Source organism: Cohnella cellulosilytica, from assembly GCF_042431195.1.
Classification (GTDB): Bacteria; Bacillota; Bacilli; order Paenibacillales; family Paenibacillaceae; genus Cohnella; species Cohnella cellulosilytica.
Genome location: NZ_JBHMDN010000047.1, coordinates 36,804 through 53,737 on the forward strand (window position 1 = coordinate 36,804; position 16,934 = coordinate 53,737).

Genomic DNA, 16,934 nt, shown 5'->3' on the forward strand with positions numbered 1-16,934 from the left:
CGTCTCCTTATCGATCGGACAGCACGGCCGCCGTCATCTGCATGCCGAGCCGCGGGCTGCTTGCGAATTTCGTTTTCTCGACGTCCTCAAAGCTATCCAGCACCCGGGCCATCGAAGCCTGGGCCAGCACGACGATATCCGTCTGCTCGGCCAGCCGGGTCAGTGCCCGGGCCAGCGTCTCGTCATGGCCTTCCCTGTCTCCGGCCGCCAGCTTCGCATACGCTTCGGATACGAGCGCCGGCACAAGCCGCACTTCCCGTCCGGCCTCGGCCGCCGCCCTCCGCAGCAGCCGCTCGGTCGGACCGAGCGTCGTCGCGAGCGTCGCGGCCACGCCGATGACGGAAGCGCTCCGAACGGCATGCTCCGCCATCGCCCGGTCGATGCGGACGATCGGGATCCCCACGTCGGGCTGCACGCGCTCGGCCAGCTCGCCGACGGACGAGCAGGCGCTCAGTATGGCGTCCGCTCCCAGCTTCTCCGCGATCTGCGCGTACTGCCGCCAGCGATCGGCGATTGCGTCGATCTGCCCACCGTTTGCGTTCAGCTCCGGCAGGATCGAATCGTCCGCGAGATTGACGACCTCGCAATCCGGCAGCAGCTCGGCCGCCAGCTCCTTCAAAGGCTGAATCGTAACGGGGGTCGTATGAATAATGGCCAGTTTTTTCGTCACTTAAGTTCGCTCCTTCCGAAAACCGCGACCGCCGCGTCGACGTTCGGGTACATCCCGCTCCTTACGGCGGCGTGGATCGCCGCGCCGAGCGCCGCTTCCTCCTCGACCGGAGACAGATGCAGGGGCAAGCGCAGCTTCGTCCGAAGCAGCTGCCTCATGACGGGATTTTGGCGCATGCCGTTGCCGGAAGCCGCGACCGTGCGAACCCGGCTTCTCAGCGGCTCCGGGAACCGCTCGGCGAATGCCAGCAGCTCGTCGACGATGCCGTTCAGAAACCCGAGCGCCAGATGCCCGGCCGTCCAATTCCGCTCGGAGACGCCCGCAATCGTTCCCGTTCGCCCGGGATCTTCCCGTGTCCCGAAAAACTGCGCGGACACTTGCAGCGGAGCGTCCGCATCCCGCAGCGCCTCCTCCGCCAGCGCGTTCATCTTCTTGTACAAGCGCTCATCGCCAAGCGGCGCGGCTGCGAACGAGTCGTGAATGCTCCGGAACAGTCCCTCGAGCAGCGCATAGGTTTTGCCCCCGCCGAGCGACGCTCCGACGAGCAGGCTGCCCCCTCCCGGGAAGGGCCTCGTCTCCAGGCCGGGGACGGCTTCCGTTCCCTTGGAATAGACGGAGATTTGCGCCCCCGTGCCGACGTTGACGAGCATCGTATCCTCCAACGACGGAACGCTGCCGAGAAAGCTGGCCTGATTGTCGCCGATCGCGCAGGCGACCGTCCCGCCCGACGGCGTCGTCCCGGCCGCATCCGATTGTCCGGCCTGCGGCGGAATCATTCGCGGATCTATGCCGAGCGCTTCGAGCGCCGCAAGATCGAAGCTTCGCGTATTCGAGTCGTACAGCCCCAGACTGGCCGCGTTGGAGGCGTCCATCAGCGGGACGTTCCGGCCGCACAGCTTCATCGCGACGTAGTCCCCGACGGTGCACAGATAGACGGCTTCCGGCGGGACAAGATTGTGATGCAAATTGTAGCAGTGAGTCACCAGTCCGTAGCCTGATGCCAACCGATGACCGGAGCGCTCCTCCATATAGGACGCCCAGCTCACCGGACGGTCTGTCGAGGGCGTCCGGTGAGCCCGGTCTGTCGGAGATGTCCGACTAGCCGGGTCCGTCGGAGACGTTCGGCTGGCAGAGTCCGTCCGAGACGACTCGTTCGCCGGAGATGCGCTGTTCATCGCGCTGTCCGCTGGGCCGAGCCCGCTTTCTGTCGGCTCCGCCGAGCGGTCCAGCGCCAGGTCGCCCCGCCGGTCCTGCCACGTATACAGCGGGCTTACCGCATCGCCCCGGCCGTCCACGTACAGGATGCCGTGCATCTGACAGGAGATGCCGATCGCGGATACATCCTTCCAATAAACGGCCTGCCCGGCGATCATTTCCTCCAGGATCGCAACGATCCGGCGCGGGTCCTGCGTCCGGTCCCAGCCCTGCTCGCTCGGCCGTTCAGCGTCGTTCGTCCGCGCCGCCACGTTCGCGATCGCGCCGGTCTGCGCGTCCGCAATGACGCAGCAGACCGAGGTCGTGCCGATATCGATTCCGGCAACGTACATGTGATCACCGCCTCCCGATTAGTTGCCCCGCCGCAGCTCCAGATCGTCGACATACGCCAGCGCCTCCTGCGAAGCGTACAGGATAAGTCCGATGCACCAGGCATGGGATAACGTCAGCATCATCCCTTTCGGCTGGAAGCAGTTCGTATTGTAAAACCGCTCCGTCACCATGCCTTTGTAAGCGTTGAAATCGCCGTCCTCGCGGGCGATAAACTGCAGGAAACAGGCGATATGGTCCCTCGTGCGGTCCAGATAATAAGCGTCGCCCGTATATTTCCACAAGCGGAGCATCTCGGGAACGCAGAACAAGCCGTAGTTGTGCAAATGCTGGTTGGATGTCGACGCCTGATCCGCGCCGCGGGAGCGAAAGTCGTACTGCTTCAGCAGCGAATGGCGTGGAAATTCCAGATTATATGTCCAGCGGAACGTCATCATCCAGTCGGCCGCGCTGGACGCCAGCTCCAGCCATTCGGCTTTCCGGTCGAATTCGTACAGCCCGACGTACGCGACCACCGCGTTATAGGCGTCTTCCGAGGTCGGCGTCAAATGAACGTCCTCCGGAGCGCCGTAAATATATTCGTTGCGCACGAATTTCTCGTAATAGCCGCCGGCAAGAACGGCAGCCTGCGAGAAGGAAGGTTCGCCGAACAGCCGCGCGCCCTCCAGCAACGCGGCGATCCAGAGAATCCCGCCGGCGCCGTCCCATTCCTCGACCGCGCCGCTGCCGCTGTTGTAATACGAGCCGAAGTTGCCGTCCTCCCGCTGACCCTTCGCCGCAAAACGCAAATTGGACCGCGCGGCCCGCTCCCATTCCGGGTGCGAGACTCCGTGCTCTCGCTCGAAGCGGAGCGCCCGGACCATGAACAGCGTCGCCTCCGCGATCGTCCTGGCCTGCAGCCAATCCGGGCGGGGATTCCATCCGGCGGTCCAGCCCTTGTCCACGATCCACGAAGCCCAGAACGTCCCGCAGGGAGCAAGTCCCGACGCAATCTTGTCGAGTACCGCCGTTCCGGCGTCCCGATAAGCATCGTTCCCCTGCTTCGCTCCATAAGTCAGCAGGCTGTAGGCGTAAGGAGCGCCGCTCACCCAGCCGACATGCATATGCGGACGGTCTCCCAGCCCGTTGACGTTATTGTTGAATTCCCGGTCGAACGCCGCCGTTTCGTACAAAATGCGATGCTCCGGATGATAATGCCAGGTGTACAGGCCGTAAGCCGTAAGCTCGGCCGCCTCCTCCAGCCCCATCCACGGATTGAGCGCATGTTCGTTCCGATGAAGCTTGTACATCTGGCGCACGAACGGATCGTAAGCGTGAGGATCGGACGAAGCGGCGTACACCTTAAACCGCAAAGCGATCCGCTCCCCCGGCTGGAACTCGTGCATCCGAATATCCGCGGGGTCCGGGACGGCATTGCCGACGAAGGTGACCGGCTCCTCGCGGTAAGGGAAGTTCAGCCAGATCCGCGTTCCTTCCTCGCTGCCCCGAAAACCGAGGCCGCTCAGACCGAGCGCCGACGTCTCGTCGGTGCACAGCGCGCCGCACATCCCGTCGTTCCACGCGAACACGGCGGGCAGCGCCGCGCGATCGGCCCTGAAGGCCCAGTGATCCGATACCATCCCGGAGGCGTCTCCGCCCTTGAAGTCGTAGCGGGGGTAAGGCCTCAAATTCTTCTCGAACCGGTTTTCCTTATAGAACGCGCCCGGGATCATCCAATCGGGTCTGCCTTCGCCGAGCAGATCCGCTTCGATTTGCAAATTCCACGCCGACGGCCGGTCGCCGGTATAGGCCAATGTCGCCTCAACCTCGTAATACGGGCATTCGTCCTCCACCAGCTTCCAGACGGTATCGACCTCGAACCGTTCGGACTTTCCGGAAGCGTCGATCACTTTTTCCCCGATCGAGACGGCATCGAATGGAACGGCCTCCCGGACGCCCTCTCCGCTCTCGGTCCGCAGCAGCGACGAGAAGCGCAAGCATGGGCGATTGTCCCCATCGCCGCGCTCGTCGCCCCCGTAGATCCGAAGCTCTCGGCCAGTCTCGCCTCCGTCGTGCCGCCGCGACGCGGCCCGCCCTGTTTTCATCCGTTTCCCTCCTCTCACACCGGTTTCTCGTCCAGGCCGTAAAAGTCGATCAGATTGTTGCGGAACACCGCCTTGGCAAAGCCGATCGCCTCGTCTTCGTCCAGAGCGCCGTCCTCCACCTTCTCGGTCAGCACGTCACCGACGATTTTTTTGGCCAGCTTCAGATGCCCGTACGTGCCTTCGATGAAGTTGTAGTCGCCGCCGAAGCCGTGAATTTTCGTTTGCGGCACCATCTCGATCATTTGATGCAAAATATGCTTCGCCGCAGTCGGTGAGATCGCATAGATCCACGTGAAATCGGTATACACGTTAGGGAAATTTTTGGCGATGCTCAAATATTCGAGGCTGTAGGGATAACCGCAGTGCAGCAGCACAAACCTCGAGCTGGAATATTCGTTCAGCAGCGGCAGCAGCGAAGACACCTGGGAATTCGTGATCGTATTGCCGTTGCCGGATACGCTCGTCTCGTGGTGGCCGGTATGAATCTGGATCGGCACGCCGTACGCAGTGGAGCGCTGGATAATAAAATGAATCAAATAATCCTGAAGCGGCCGGGTCTCGGCTTGCGACAAACCTTCTTCCAGCGAACAAGCCGCCAGCCGGTTAAAAACCGTCTCCGCTTCGTGAAAGGTCGGCTTCCCGCAAGCAAGCGTGCGCCAGTAGGCGTGGCCCAGCTTGGTCGCGACCATGCCCTCTTGGATGTATTTATTTAATAAAGCATCCACAGCCGTCAAATACTGCTGAAGCGTGTTCGCTTCAACGCCGGACGCTCCTTCGACGGCCTGGACATCTTTCAACGTTCGAAGTTTAAAGGCGAAGTCCATAAACATAATCGGGCGGAACATCGCAAAGTCGACGTTCGTCGTCTGAATCAGCGTAAACGCAAGATCGATCCGCGACCGCTCGGTCATAACCTTCCTGTACCAGTCCTTGTCCAACGATGCGGCGATCACTTTCTCGTTCAACTCCAGCAGTCCCCGCACAGTCCAATCCCGCATGCCGTACAGGTCTTCCATTGCCGTGCGAAAAACTTTGGCGTAAGCCGTGTTCTTGGTCCGTTCCCAATATTTCATGAAAATGGCGGCCTTCTCCTCCGCATCCGTGCCGCGCGCCGACAAGCTCCCGCGCTGCATTCCGGCCGTAATCATATCCGAATCCAAATAATGCAGGAGTCCGAATAGATCCGTCCGATCTCTTTCCCTCATTTGCCGGGTCGCCAGATGCTCATGGCCGTCAATGACGCGAAGATCCCGAATATAATGCCGTATGCTGCTCATCTTCCTGCTCCTTCCGGGTAAAAAATCGCGACTGCTTCCGGACCAGAAGCAGCCGCTTTCTCTGTATTAGTCGACTTGAATGTCAGGGAACGCGCTTTTGACTTCTTTTTTGAAGGCGGCTACCACATCTTCGTAGGCCGTCTTGTTCGTGATGCCTTCTCCGGCGTACTTTTTCCACTTGCTCAGCACTTCTTCGCTGTATTTGTCCGGCGCGATGCCCGGCATTGCGTTGACCAGCTCGTAATACACGCGCATCGGATTTTGATCGCCGAGCAGATCTACTTTGTACGTGTCCATATTGTCCTGATACACCTTGCCGCTGCCCGGCATGTTGCCGGTCTTGCCCAGGTTGTATTCCTGCCATTCCGGGCTGGCGATATACTTGATGAATTCGTAAGCCAGCTCCTTGTTCGGAGACTTCTCGTAGATGCCGCGATACGTGCCGCCCGTGTAGAAGCCCTCCGGCGACTTGGCTACGCCAAACTTGCCGACAGCCTTGCCGTCCTTGTTGTCGATCATGAACGTCGCCCAGGCCGGCATCGCGCTAAGAATCGCGGAACCGTCGTTCAAGGCGTTGCCCCAGCCGGCGGACATGAAGCCGAGCTTGGCGTCGACGTTGTTCGCGCGGATTTTCTGCTGAATCTCGTAATACGTCTGCCATTTCGGATCGATGTTCAGCTTGCCGTCCTTCACCCACGGCTCCGTGTTGTAAGCGGCGATATCGAATACGTCGCCCGCGTTTTGCATCAAATACACTTTACCGCCGCTTTTCTCGTACACTTGTTTGCCGAGATCGACGATTTTGTCCCAGCTGTCGACCATCGCGCTGATCTCATCGGGATTGTCCGTGCCGAGGTACTGTTTGGCGTTGTCGCGAATGTACCAGAAAGCGCCGGGAGACGAGTGGTCGGATACGGCGCGAATGGTGCCGTCGGCCGCTCTGCCGAGCTCGCGAACGTAAGGAATGTAGTCTGTCAGCATGTCCTCGATGCCCATTGCGGACAAGTCCGCGATGAAGCTGGCGTCGATAAACTTGCCGATATAGCCTCTCTCGAGGTCAAATACGTCGGGAACGTTGCTGCCGGACTGCATGGCGGACAGCAGCTTCGTCTGGTATTGGTCGCCGGGGAAAATATTGACTTCCACCTTGACGCCGGGGTGCTTCTCTTCGAATTTAAGTCCCATTTCCTTCACTTGGTCGAAGAAGGTCCAGACGACCAGGTTGCCCTCCAGCTCCTTCGGCGCCTCGGAACCCGGAGTTTCTTCTGTTTGTGCCGGAGCGCTGCTTGACGGAGCCGGCTCGTTGCTGGCGTTATTGTCGTTCTTGTTTCCGCATGCGGCGATGACTGCGACCACCATGACAAGCGTTAACATCATGGAAAACCATTTTGTCCTTTTCAATGGAATCTCCCCTTCGATTGAAATTTGCTTCGAGTTGTTCTTTCTTCGCTCCATGACCTTGCTTCCTGCCTGCTTCTCGTCCCCCCGCATCACCTCTTTCAATAAAGTCCGGCTCAGCCTTTGACGGCTCCGGCGGCTACCCCGCTAATAATGCGTTTGGACATAATGGAGAAGAAAACAAGCACCGGCACGACCGAAATTACGATGCCTACGTACTGCGCGCCGAAGTCCGATGTGAACTGCGACTTGACGCTGGCGATCATGACGGGCAGGGTTTGCAGATGGTTGTCGAACAAGATGATCATCGGCGTCAGGAAGTCGTTCCACTTCCCGATGAACGAGAAGATGCCCAGCGTGGCCAATCCCGGCACCATCAACGGAATCACGAGCTTGTGGAAAATGCCGAGCTCGCTGTAGCCGTCGATTCTGCCGGACTCGATAATTTCGTTCGGCACGGAGGAATCCGCGATCTGCTTCATCAGGAAAATGCCGAAGGCGTCGCGAATGCCGGTCAGAATAAGCGGCCAGTACGTGTTGAGCATGTGGAACGAGTTCATGAGCTTGTAGAAGCCGATAATGCCGAGCTGGCCCGGGATCATCATCGTGCCGAGCACGAACAGGAACAAGCCGTTCCGGTACTTGAAGTTGTATTTCGAGAAGCCGTAGCCGGCGAGCGCCGCGAAATACAAATTAAGGACCGTGAAGCTGACCGTGACGATGGTCGTGTTCAGAAATCCCCGCCATATGTTGACGGTTCCAATCAGCCGCTCGTAGTTGGCCGCCAGCTGATCGCCCGGCCAGAAGAGCAGGCTGCGCGCAATATCCGAGTTGGCATGGGTCGAAGTAATAAACATGCTGTAAAACGGAACCAGACAGGTGATCGCTACCGCAATCAGTAACAGATACATAACGGTTCTGCTCAGCATCTTCCCGAGGCGCATCGGCGCTCTACTCGTTTCGTTCACGTGATTGGCCTCCTATTCCTTCAGCCTGGAAGCTCTCGCCGTAATGAGCGTAAAGAACATCACCACAATGAAGATGGCGTAAGCGATCGCGGAGCCGTAGCTGTAATCAAAGTTTTGAAATGCGGTTTCGTAGAGATACATCACCATTGTTCGCGTCGAGTTGCCCGGCCCGTTGCCCAGCATGAGCGGAGCGTCGAACAGCTGAAGACCGCCGATGACCGACGTGATGAAGGTAAAGAGGAATACCGGCCGCAGCATCGGCAGCGTAATCCATCTCGCCGTCTGCAGCTTGGTGGCTCCGTCCACCTCGGCGGCTTCGTACACTTCGCCCGGGATGGACTGCAGGCCCGCAATGAACACGATCAGGTTAAAGCCGAAATACTGCCAGCAAATGACCAGGCCCACAATGATCCGCGACCACCACGGACTGTTGAACCAGTTCACCGGATCGGGGATCCAGCCCAGCTCCAGCAGCAGCTTGTTAACGCTTCCCGTTTGCCAGTCGAACATCAGGCTGAACATGAGCCCCAGCGTAATCGGCGTAATAATGTGCGGGAAATAAAAGACCGCCCGGAAAAAATGTTTCCCCCGAATAAACTTCTCGTTCAGGATCAACGCCAGCACCAACGCGATGACGAGCTGCGGAACAATCGATATAAACCAGATGATCAGCGTGTTCCCGACGGACTGGTAAAAAAAGCTGTCGTGGAAAATGCGGACGTAGTTGTCCCATCCGCGAAACACCGGATCGCTGAATCCGTCCCATTTGGTAAGGCTCAAGTAGAACGTGTACAGAATCGGCGTTAATCCGAACACGCCAAACCCGATAAAAAACGGGGCGATAAAAAAGTAACCGTAATGCGATTTGTCGATTTTGCTTTTCATTACGCACACAACCCTTTTCAGAAGAGTTTTCCGCAGGAATCGCGAATGATCAACCGGGGCTTGAGCAGGTGGCTTCTCAGCTCCACTTCCTCGCCGGCGATCTTCCGGAAGAGCCCCTCGGCCGCCATCATGCCGATGTCGCGGAACGGCTGCCGCACCGTCGTCAAGGACGGATACACCCAACTGGCCACCGTAACGTCGTCGAATCCGACAATCGACATATCCTTGGGTACGTTTCTGCCGGATTCCTGAATTCTCCGCATCGCCCCGATCGCCGTTTCGTCGCTCGAGGCGACGACTGCCGTAATGTCCGGCTGTTCGAGGATTCGCTCGATGGCCGCGTACCCGCCCTGATTGGACCAATCCGATTCGACCACCCAGTCGGGATTGTATTCCAGTTGAAGCGAATCCAGCGTCTGCCTGTAGCCCTTGAAGCGGTACTTGCTTGCCGACACCGTGTCCGGCCCGGAAATGTAGGCGATTTCGCGATGGCCGATCCGGTGCAGGTAGGAGACGACCTCCGCAATGCCGGCGGCGTTGTCGACGTCTACCGAGAAGATCCCGTCCATTTCCCCATGGTCGCCGATCAGCGCGATCGGATATTCGGCCTCCTTGATCCGCTGCAAATCCTCCCGGCTTCTCTTGCGGAAGCTGACCATAATCACGCCGTCGACCTGGCCTTCGTACATCAGGTTAAGAAAGGATATTTCATTGTCGTAATTGGACGTCCAGCTTAAGAAGATACAGTTGTAGCCGTTCTTGCCCGCAACCTCTTCGATCCCCTTGATAATGCCGGAATAGAACGTATTCGAGATATCGTCGATCACGATTCCGATCGTATAGGTTTTATCCATCACGAGTCTTCGTGCATTGGCGTTGCGATGGAAGTTCAGCTCCTTGATCGCTTTCTCGAGCGCCTCCTGCGTCGCCTTCTTCACTTGCTGTCCATTCAAATACCTCGAAACCGTGCTTTTTGAAGTATTCGCTAATCTTGCTACGTCATGTATGGTCGGACCCATTTCCATTCACTGCCTTTCCCAATCGGATAGTTTTCTCTATTATAATCGATCGTTATCCGATTGCGGGAACGTTCCCGAAATTTTGAGCGAAAAACGGGAACGTTCCCATTTTCGCCAAAATACAAACCTTGCATGAAGTTTGAGTCCCCCTCGGCATAGCTTGGGTTTTCATTTTGGGAACGTTCCCGATTTAGCGAAAAACAAACCCGGACGATGTCCGATTCGGCGCTTGCGCCAACGCATTCCCGTGATCGACTTCAGCTAATCTCGCCAACGTCGTCTTCGGAGGTTCCGTCAATGTCGTCGGCCTTGCGTCCGAACGATTCGCTGAGCGAAAGCCCCTTCCCTTACGAATGATCTCCGACAACGTGTTCTCTCTTCGCTGGACATCCGGGGCGTTCCGACTTGCGGTCATTTTGGGAACGTTCCCGTTTTGTGAGTAAAAAAATGAAATTGATATTTAATTTGTGCCCTTAATATACCGCTTACATCCTCCGATGTCAACATGAAAATGAAATGAAAATCATAAGCTTTATCCCCCAACATAATAAACCTTTTTGTTGACTAAGTGAAGGCGAACGGCTACCATATAACATATTAACCGGCTAACTGCAATAGCCGACGGAAAGGTGTTCGAGATGTCTACAAAAGATTATCGCATTTTGCTGTTCTATAAATACGTCCAGGTGCCGGAGGCCGAACAATTCGCCGCCGAGCATCTGCAGTTCTGCAAGGACCTGGACATCAAGGGCCGAATTCTGATCGCGGATCAAGGCATTAACGGAACGCTCTCGGGGACGGTCGAGCAGACCGACGCTTACATGGCCGCGATGCATGCCCATCCCCTCTTCTCCGACCTGCTGTTCAAGATCGACGAGGCCGATGGCCACGCGTTCCGGAAAATCTTCGTCCGCTACAAGAAAGAGCTCGTCACCCTGCGCTACGACAAGGAGCTCGACCCGAACGTCGACGGCGGCGCCCGGCTCACTCCGAAGCAGTTCCACGAGAAGATGCAGCAGGAGGATGTCGTCATTCTCGACGGCCGCAGCGACTACGAATACGATCTCGGTCATTTCCGCGGCGCGATCAAGCCGGATCTCAAGACGTTCCGGGAGTTCCCGGAGTGGATTCGCAGCCATCTGACCGAGCATAAAGACAAGCCGATTCTCACCTACTGTACCGGAGGCATCCGCTGCGAGATGCTGACCGCCGTGCTGAAGAACGAAGGCTTTAACGACGTCTACCAGCTTGACGGCGGCATCGTCACGTACGGACACGATCCGGAGGTGCAGGGCCGCGGCTTCGACGGCAACTGCTACGTCTTCGACGAGCGCGTCTCGGTGCGCGTCAACCAGACCGAGGAGCACATGCTTGTCGGCGAATGCCATCACTGCGGCGCGAAGACGGACCGTTACATCAACTGCGCGGACGATACCTGCCATCTGCAGCATCTGGTATGCGACAAGTGCGAAGAGGAGCATCGCGGATACTGCTCGGCGGAGTGCGCCGAGCACGATCTGGCCGCGGCCGGGTCGGTCCGCTAATCCCGGGAGGTGACGTATTGAAGGAAGATTCGGACCTGTCCACGCGCAACAGAATTATGCAGATGCTGAAAACCTCGGGAGAGCTGACCGCCAAGGAGCTCACCGATCAATTGGGCATTACCGGCATGGCCGTAAGGCGGCATATTTCCAATCTCGAGCGGGACGATCTGATCGAATCGACGACCGTCCGGCTGCCGATGGGCCGGCCTGCGGCCGTCTACCGGCTGACCGCCCGGGCGGACGACTATTTTCCGAAGAAGTATCACGCCGTCGCGCTCGACTTGCTCACCGAATTGGAGGACGAAGCCGGGGAAGCGATGGTTAATCTCCTCTTCGAGCGCCGCAAGGCGTCCCTGTTGAAAAGATACGAGTCGAAAATGGCCGGAAAAGAGCTCGAAGCGAAAATCGCCGCGCTCTCGGACATCCAGAACGACAACGGCTACATGGCGACCTGGGAGAAAACGTCTGAAGACGACTACGTGCTGACCGAATTCAACTGCCCGATCTCGCAAGTGGCCAACAAGTACAATCAGGCCTGCGCCTGCGAAATGAAGCTGTTCGAGTCGCTGCTGGGCGCGAAGGTCACCCGTTCCGACTGCCTCGCCTCCGGCGACCGCAAATGCGTCTACCATATCCGCCGCACCTAAACAAACGCTCTCCCCCGTAGTTCACGAGGAAGAGCGTTTGTCGTTATTCCGCCTGCCGCAGCAGCCGTTCGCGCCTTACCGCGATCGCCGCGCTCATCGCCAGCCGGGCGAATTTCTCTCTCTGCGCCTCGGCCGGCATGGCGCCGATTTCCCTGTCGCAGCCCGCCTTGAGGAGCGCGGCCCGGGTCGCTTCCGCCGCCAGGTCTTCGCACCCCAGCACATAATAAGCGATCGAATAGCCGTACCCCTCGAGCTTTCTCAGCACCGCGATCCGCTCTTCCCAGCGCTGCGCGCCGCGGCGCGAACTAGGAGCGGCCGCCATTGACGTTGGTCAGCAGCAGATTTTTCCGGAACTCCTCGGCTTTCTCCGCCGGTCCCGCGTATGCGGCTTCCCCCTTGTAGAGCACTTTCCCGCCGTCCGCGTCGAGCACGACGGCCGCCAGCTTCCTGCTGTCGGCAAAGCCCACCTTGTTCTCGTCTTCCGGGGAAAGCAAGGCGTACACCCGATTTTGCGCCAGGCTTGCGCTGCGGATCGAGCGTTCGCCGAGCTGTTCGGACGTTATCGTCAGTTCGTCCCGCTCCTGCAAGCCTGTCGCGACGTTGTAGCGGGCAATCGTCAGACTTTGATTGTCGGAATACAGGACGGTAAGCCGGTCTCCCGCAATCTCGCTTTGGACTACGGCGTTGGCCTCCAAATCCCGAGTCGACTCGGGCAGCGGAGTCAGTTGGCCCGTACGGTAAGAATAGGCCGCTTGCTTGCGAACGAACTCCGTCTTCCTCTTGCCTTCCTCGTCAGCGACCGTATGGCTTCGGGCCGTCATCAATACGACGTATTCCGACGGCTGAGAGCGCACCTCGCTCGTAATCGCGGTCAGACTCACTTCGTCCGTTACAGGCCGCGCATCCGCCGTTCTTTGCATGCCCTCCGAGACAGCCAGCTTTTCGGAAATCAGCGCGTCTTCGCGCAGCAGCTCGCCGCTGCGCAGATCAACGACATAATCGCGAAATTCCATCGTCGTGCCGTCCGCGGGGAGAGCAGCTCTATAACGTACCTGGGCCAGAATATGGATCTCGTCGCCGATTTTCTGCACGTCTTCCACTCTGATCCAGTCGGTCCGCTTCGCCTCGTCCAGCTCGATCCGGTGCTTGGAGACATGGCCCGCACTCTCTTCCAGCACGTCCACCTTCAGCTCCGCGCGCCAGTTGCCGGGCCCGTAGATAACAGAGTCCGCATAAATAAGCCATTCCGCATCCTTATAAAAGCTGTTTACATTGCTTCTCGCTCTCATAAAATCACGATGCTCCCGTTTCAGCGCCTTCATGTCCTCGTAATGAGTCGTCAAGTAGCGGTTATCCTGCAAATATTTTTCGTAAAACGAATGCGTCATGCGATATTTCGTTCCTTCGACGGTAAGCTCGAGCGGCTTCGAGCCGACGCCGCCGATATAGGAGCCGCTGAGCTGCATCGCGGATGCTTCCGCGGCATCGCCTTCCAGCGTAACCAGCTTGTATGGCGGCACTTCCCCTTCCGTGCCGGACGCGTAATACGCTCCGATCGCGCCGACCGCGAATACGCCGAGCGCCATCGACAAAAAATAACGTTTCATCATTCGCCGTCTCCTCCCTTACACCGCCACTTTTTTCTTCAACAAATACAATCCCAGCCAGACGGACACGACGGCGACCAGCGCATCGACGGCGATCTGAATGGCGTACACTTCCTCGGTATACAGATACCCGACGGAATACTCCGCGCCAAGCGCCAACGTCGGATAGATCATCAGAACGGCGCAGACCGCGGCATACGCAAGCCCGTACACGATGCCGAGCAAGCGATAGCTTCGCTCCAGCAGTACCGCCGCGAACGCGACGAGCAGCGAGATCGCGCCCAGGCCGTAGTGAACGAAGAAATCCGCAAACGAGCGCGGCAGCAAAATCTTGAACGCCTGGTTGGCGAAAATCGCGTCCGCGATCGCGGAATGCTGCAGTTGATCAGCCGGTGCGATCATCGCGAACACCGCTCTTCCGATCGGCATAAGCAGCAGTTGGAACCCGACCATGACGAATACGAACGTTAGAATGGCGGTCAGCTTGGCGAAATAAATATTTCTTCGTTCGGACGGAAGCGCGAGCAGCCGATACGCGAACGTGCTCCTCCCGAACCAATCGCGATACCAGATCAGAAACGCGTAGATGGCCAGAACCGCGATGCTGAGCCCGACGGGAACGGCGAACCAGAATTGCGTGTTCTGCACCGCGCGGGTATACGTCATCGGGCCGTAAAACGTCTCGGACGCCATTCCGGTCTGCAGAACGTAGGCGTTCCTGGCGTCAATCTCCCACGCGGCGTTAAACGCGATCGCGCAAAGCTGAACGAGCGCGGTCAGCCCCAGCAAAGCGAACAAAATATAGCGGAAGCGATGAATCTCGATATGCAGAAGCTTTAAGTAGTTCTTCAACGCGAATACACCTCTCTCATCACGTCGACAATCGACTTGCCCTCTTCGCTGCGCATCGTCTCGCAGTCGAATTCCATCCCGGCTTTCCCGTCCTGCATAATGACCGCTTTATCGATCAGATGCTCCACCTCGCCGATCTCGTGCGTCGTCAGCAGAACGCCGCGCTCCTCGATCAGCTCGCTGGAAAATACGTCTGCGATCGTCTCCCGGCTGAACAGATCGATCCCGGAAAACGGTTCGTCCATCAGCACGTAATCGGAATTTGGCGCCAGTCCCAGCACAAGGTTGAACTTGGCCGCCGTTCCCTTCGACAGATTGCCGATTTTCTCGCCGGGGTCCAATTGGAAGAAACGCATCAGCTCGGCTGCCCGTTCCGCGTTCCAGCTCGCATAGAAGTCGGCCATAAACGTCAGGCCCTCGGACATCTTCATGGCCAGCGGCATCGTCAGATGATCCGGGACGAAGCTAACTTTCTCGTACATCCATCTTCCCCGCGGCTTTCCGTCGATGAGAATTTGCCCTTCCTTTATCGGGACGAGCCCCATGATCGCCTTCATGACGGTCGACTTGCCCGCGCCGTTCATGCCGATCAAGCAGGTAATGCTCCCCTTCTCCACTGTAAAAGACAGCCCGTTCAGCACGTTGCGTCCGCGATAACGCTTGCGGACTCCCTTCAACTCGATCATGGCCGCTCCCCGCCTCCTTCCGCTGCGGCAGGCGCAGAATTGGCGGATAAGGCTTCTATGTATTTGTTCTTCACCAGCTCGAGCAGCTCGTCGACCGGAACGTCGACTTTCCTGACCGCCGCGACGAAAGCGTCGACCGCTTCTCCGAGCAGCTCCGCCCGAATCGTTCGCAGCACGGCGTCGTCCTGCGTAATTCGGCTTGGCGAATTTCCTTCCGTCACGATCAATTTGCGTTCCTCCATCTCCTTGTAGGATCTCTGCGCCGTATTCGGGTTAATTTTCAGCAGCGTTCCCAGCTCTCTGCGCGAAGGGATCGCCTGGCCGGCCTCCAGCCGCCCCGCGACGATCATCTCTTTGAAATGCCGAACTACCTGCAGATAGACCGGTTCCCGGCTGTTGAACTCGACTTCCTCCCAGCCTCCACCTGTTCTCATTCCGCTACCTCGCAATCGCCTTAAGTGTGTGTACTAAGTAGTTCATACACCACAAGCGTATTATGCCCTTAGTACGCTTGGGCTGTCAATCTTTTTTTGAGTGCGCTGATCGACGAAAAAAAGAAGCTGCCCTTAAGCAGCAGCGGCGTCCGACCGTCCCGAGGGACCGGCATTCGGAACGTTGCGCTTGGCTTAGGGGCAGCCTCCTTGATGAATTTTAGGCGTCTGACAAATTAGGCGTCGATTCCCGTATAGATGCGGACGGCGTCACGCAGAAACTCGGCGACTCCCGGCTGATCCTTGTCGTAGTAGGCTTTGAAGCGTTCGTCGTCCACGTACATTTGGGCGATCCCCGCATGCGCCTCTTTGGAGTAGCGATCCCAGTAGAAGGTTAGCCAGCGGCGATGCAGATCGGTGGCCTTCTGGGCCAATCCCCCCGCCGGGTCGCCCGTCGCGAACGCCTGCGCGAGCGTTGCGTGAATGTCCTCTGACAGACGCTCGATTTCCTCGTATTGCTCCTGTGTCATGTTTTTGATTTTCGCATTGGATTTGTCCACCTGCTCGCTGCCGTACTTGGCGCGGATTTCCTCGCCGTACTTGGCTTCGTTATCGTCAATGAGCCGCTGCTTAAAACCTTCGAATTTCTGTTTGTCGCTCATAGCCGTCATCCCCTCTTGATAAGCTAAGGTCAGATCGATGTTGGCGATCAGCGCGTCAAGCTGCCGACGCTTGGTCAGAAGCTGCTCCCGGTGTCTGGCCAGCGCGCGCCGGGCGTCGAATTCCGGCGAATCGATCATCGCCTTGATCTCCTCGAGGCCGACGTCAAGCTCTCGATAGAACAAAATTTGCTGTAATCGATCCACCTCCTCCCGCCCGTAGATCCGATACCCCGACGAGTTGATCCTCGCCGGCTTGAGCAATCCGATCTCGTCGTAGTAACGGAGCGTGCGCGTACTGATTCCGGCCAACTGACCGAGCTTCTGCACCGTATATTCCATCTCGATCCCTCCTCGCAAACCGATCGTACACCTTTACGCAACGGCAAGGTCAAGCGTATTTTTTGCATTTAATGAGCAAAAACGTCTTCGGCGCCCTTGGGATGGAGAATGCGTTTTGTCGGGGATGGTTCGGAACAGAGGGGCCGGCGGTGAGCGAAATAGGCACGCGGGGCGGGCTTAAACGATCTGCCGGCGTTATTGATGGGCCAATAGGCACGTGAGGCGGGCTTATACGATCCGCCGGAGCTATTGATGAGCCAATAGGCACGCTAGGCGGGCTTATACGATCCGCCGGAGCTATTGATGAGCCAATAGGCACG

General features: G+C 58.0%; 16 protein-coding genes. 2 read left to right on the forward strand and 14 right to left on the reverse strand.

Annotated features, from left to right (window positions below):
- Positions 1-7 precede the first annotated feature (7 nt).
- From ACFFT4_RS27020 to ACFFT4_RS27055, 8 genes are all read right to left on the reverse strand, one after another.
- A complete protein-coding gene (locus tag ACFFT4_RS27020; protein WP_378052159.1) occupies positions 8-670 on the reverse strand; it encodes an aspartate/glutamate racemase family protein in 663 nt (220 codons plus the stop codon).
- A complete protein-coding gene (locus ACFFT4_RS27025) occupies positions 667-2,217 on the reverse strand; it encodes a sedoheptulokinase (protein WP_378052160.1) in 1,551 nt (516 codons plus the stop codon). Before ACFFT4_RS27025 ends, ACFFT4_RS27020 begins: the two co-directional genes overlap by 4 nt.
- Positions 2,218-2,235: 18 nt before the next feature.
- Complete coding sequence (locus ACFFT4_RS27030; protein ID WP_378052161.1) at positions 2,236-4,299, reverse strand: YyaL domain-containing protein; 2,064 nt, start codon at positions 4,297-4,299, stop codon at positions 2,236-2,238.
- A 14-nt stretch (positions 4,300-4,313) separates the two neighbouring features.
- The gene (locus tag ACFFT4_RS27035; RefSeq protein ID WP_378052162.1) at positions 4,314-5,576 is read right to left on the reverse strand and encodes an amidohydrolase family protein; all 1,263 of its coding nucleotides are present in this window, start codon (positions 5,574-5,576) and stop codon (positions 4,314-4,316) included.
- Between the two features lie 66 nt (positions 5,577-5,642).
- Entirely contained in the window at positions 5,643-6,977 is a 1,335-nt protein-coding gene (locus ACFFT4_RS27040) for an ABC transporter substrate-binding protein (protein ID WP_378052163.1), read from the reverse strand.
- Between the two features lie 113 nt (positions 6,978-7,090).
- Complete coding sequence (locus ACFFT4_RS27045) at positions 7,091-7,942, reverse strand: carbohydrate ABC transporter permease (protein ID WP_378052164.1); 852 nt, start codon at positions 7,940-7,942, stop codon at positions 7,091-7,093.
- Between the two features lie 12 nt (positions 7,943-7,954).
- The gene (locus tag ACFFT4_RS27050) at positions 7,955-8,827 is read right to left on the reverse strand and encodes a carbohydrate ABC transporter permease (protein ID WP_378052165.1); all 873 of its coding nucleotides are present in this window, start codon (positions 8,825-8,827) and stop codon (positions 7,955-7,957) included.
- Between the two features lie 17 nt (positions 8,828-8,844).
- On the reverse strand, positions 8,845-9,852 hold the full coding sequence (locus tag ACFFT4_RS27055) for a LacI family DNA-binding transcriptional regulator (RefSeq protein WP_378052166.1): 1,008 nt from the start codon (positions 9,850-9,852) through the stop codon (positions 8,845-8,847).
- A 632-nt stretch (positions 9,853-10,484) separates the two neighbouring features.
- Between ACFFT4_RS27055 and trhO the strand changes: the two genes are divergently transcribed.
- A complete protein-coding gene (gene trhO, locus ACFFT4_RS27060; RefSeq protein ID WP_378052167.1) occupies positions 10,485-11,390 on the forward strand; it encodes an oxygen-dependent tRNA uridine(34) hydroxylase TrhO in 906 nt (301 codons plus the stop codon).
- A gap of 17 nt (positions 11,391-11,407) precedes the next feature.
- Entirely contained in the window at positions 11,408-12,037 is a 630-nt protein-coding gene (locus ACFFT4_RS27065; protein ID WP_378052168.1) for a helix-turn-helix transcriptional regulator, read from the forward strand.
- Between the two features lie 43 nt (positions 12,038-12,080).
- Here the strand turns inward: ACFFT4_RS27065 and ACFFT4_RS27070 are convergent, their stop codons facing one another.
- From ACFFT4_RS27070 to ACFFT4_RS27095, 6 genes are all read right to left on the reverse strand, one after another.
- The gene (locus ACFFT4_RS27070) at positions 12,081-12,302 is read right to left on the reverse strand and encodes a hypothetical protein (RefSeq protein ID WP_378052169.1); all 222 of its coding nucleotides are present in this window, start codon (positions 12,300-12,302) and stop codon (positions 12,081-12,083) included.
- A gap of 40 nt (positions 12,303-12,342) precedes the next feature.
- Positions 12,343-13,647, reverse strand: a complete 1,305-nt coding sequence (locus ACFFT4_RS27075; RefSeq protein ID WP_378052170.1) for a hypothetical protein — start codon at positions 13,645-13,647, stop codon at positions 12,343-12,345.
- A gap of 15 nt (positions 13,648-13,662) precedes the next feature.
- A complete protein-coding gene (locus tag ACFFT4_RS27080; protein ID WP_378052171.1) occupies positions 13,663-14,496 on the reverse strand; it encodes a hypothetical protein in 834 nt (277 codons plus the stop codon).
- Positions 14,493-15,182: an ATP-binding cassette domain-containing protein gene (locus ACFFT4_RS27085; RefSeq protein ID WP_378052172.1), complete on the reverse strand. Its 690-nt coding sequence runs from the start codon at positions 15,180-15,182 to the stop codon at positions 14,493-14,495. Before ACFFT4_RS27085 ends, ACFFT4_RS27080 begins: the two co-directional genes overlap by 4 nt.
- Positions 15,179-15,616, reverse strand: a complete 438-nt coding sequence (locus ACFFT4_RS27090) for a GntR family transcriptional regulator (RefSeq protein ID WP_378052173.1) — start codon at positions 15,614-15,616, stop codon at positions 15,179-15,181. The genes ACFFT4_RS27085 and ACFFT4_RS27090 overlap by 4 nt, the downstream gene beginning before the upstream one ends.
- A gap of 233 nt (positions 15,617-15,849) precedes the next feature.
- Complete coding sequence (locus ACFFT4_RS27095) at positions 15,850-16,614, reverse strand: MerR family transcriptional regulator (protein ID WP_378052175.1); 765 nt, start codon at positions 16,612-16,614, stop codon at positions 15,850-15,852.
- Positions 16,615-16,934 lie beyond the last annotated feature (320 nt).

What these genes read in the sequence shown, in the direction of transcription:
- ACFFT4_RS27090 (WP_378052173.1), bottom strand. Translation starts at nt 15,616, where the DNA reads ATGAGAACAGGTGGAGGCTGGGAGGAAGTCGAGTTCAACAGCCGGGAA.
- ACFFT4_RS27085 (WP_378052172.1), bottom strand. Translation starts at nt 15,182, where the DNA reads ATGATCGAGTTGAAGGGAGTCCGCAAGCGTTATCGCGGACGCAACGTG.
- ACFFT4_RS27030 (WP_378052161.1), bottom strand. Translation starts at nt 4,299, where the DNA reads ATGAAAACAGGGCGGGCCGCGTCGCGGCGGCACGACGGAGGCGAGACT.
- ACFFT4_RS27025 (WP_378052160.1), bottom strand. Translation starts at nt 2,217, where the DNA reads ATGTACGTTGCCGGAATCGATATCGGCACGACCTCGGTCTGCTGCGTC.
- trhO (WP_378052167.1), top strand. Translation starts at nt 10,485, where the DNA reads ATGTCTACAAAAGATTATCGCATTTTGCTGTTCTATAAATACGTCCAG.
- ACFFT4_RS27095 (WP_378052175.1), bottom strand. Translation starts at nt 16,614, where the DNA reads ATGGAATATACGGTGCAGAAGCTCGGTCAGTTGGCCGGAATCAGTACG.
- ACFFT4_RS27050 (WP_378052165.1), bottom strand. Translation starts at nt 8,827, where the DNA reads ATGAAAAGCAAAATCGACAAATCGCATTACGGTTACTTTTTTATCGCC.
- ACFFT4_RS27075 (WP_378052170.1), bottom strand. Translation starts at nt 13,647, where the DNA reads ATGATGAAACGTTATTTTTTGTCGATGGCGCTCGGCGTATTCGCGGTC.
- ACFFT4_RS27055 (WP_378052166.1), bottom strand. Translation starts at nt 9,852, where the DNA reads ATGGAAATGGGTCCGACCATACATGACGTAGCAAGATTAGCGAATACT.
- ACFFT4_RS27035 (WP_378052162.1), bottom strand. Translation starts at nt 5,576, where the DNA reads ATGAGCAGCATACGGCATTATATTCGGGATCTTCGCGTCATTGACGGC.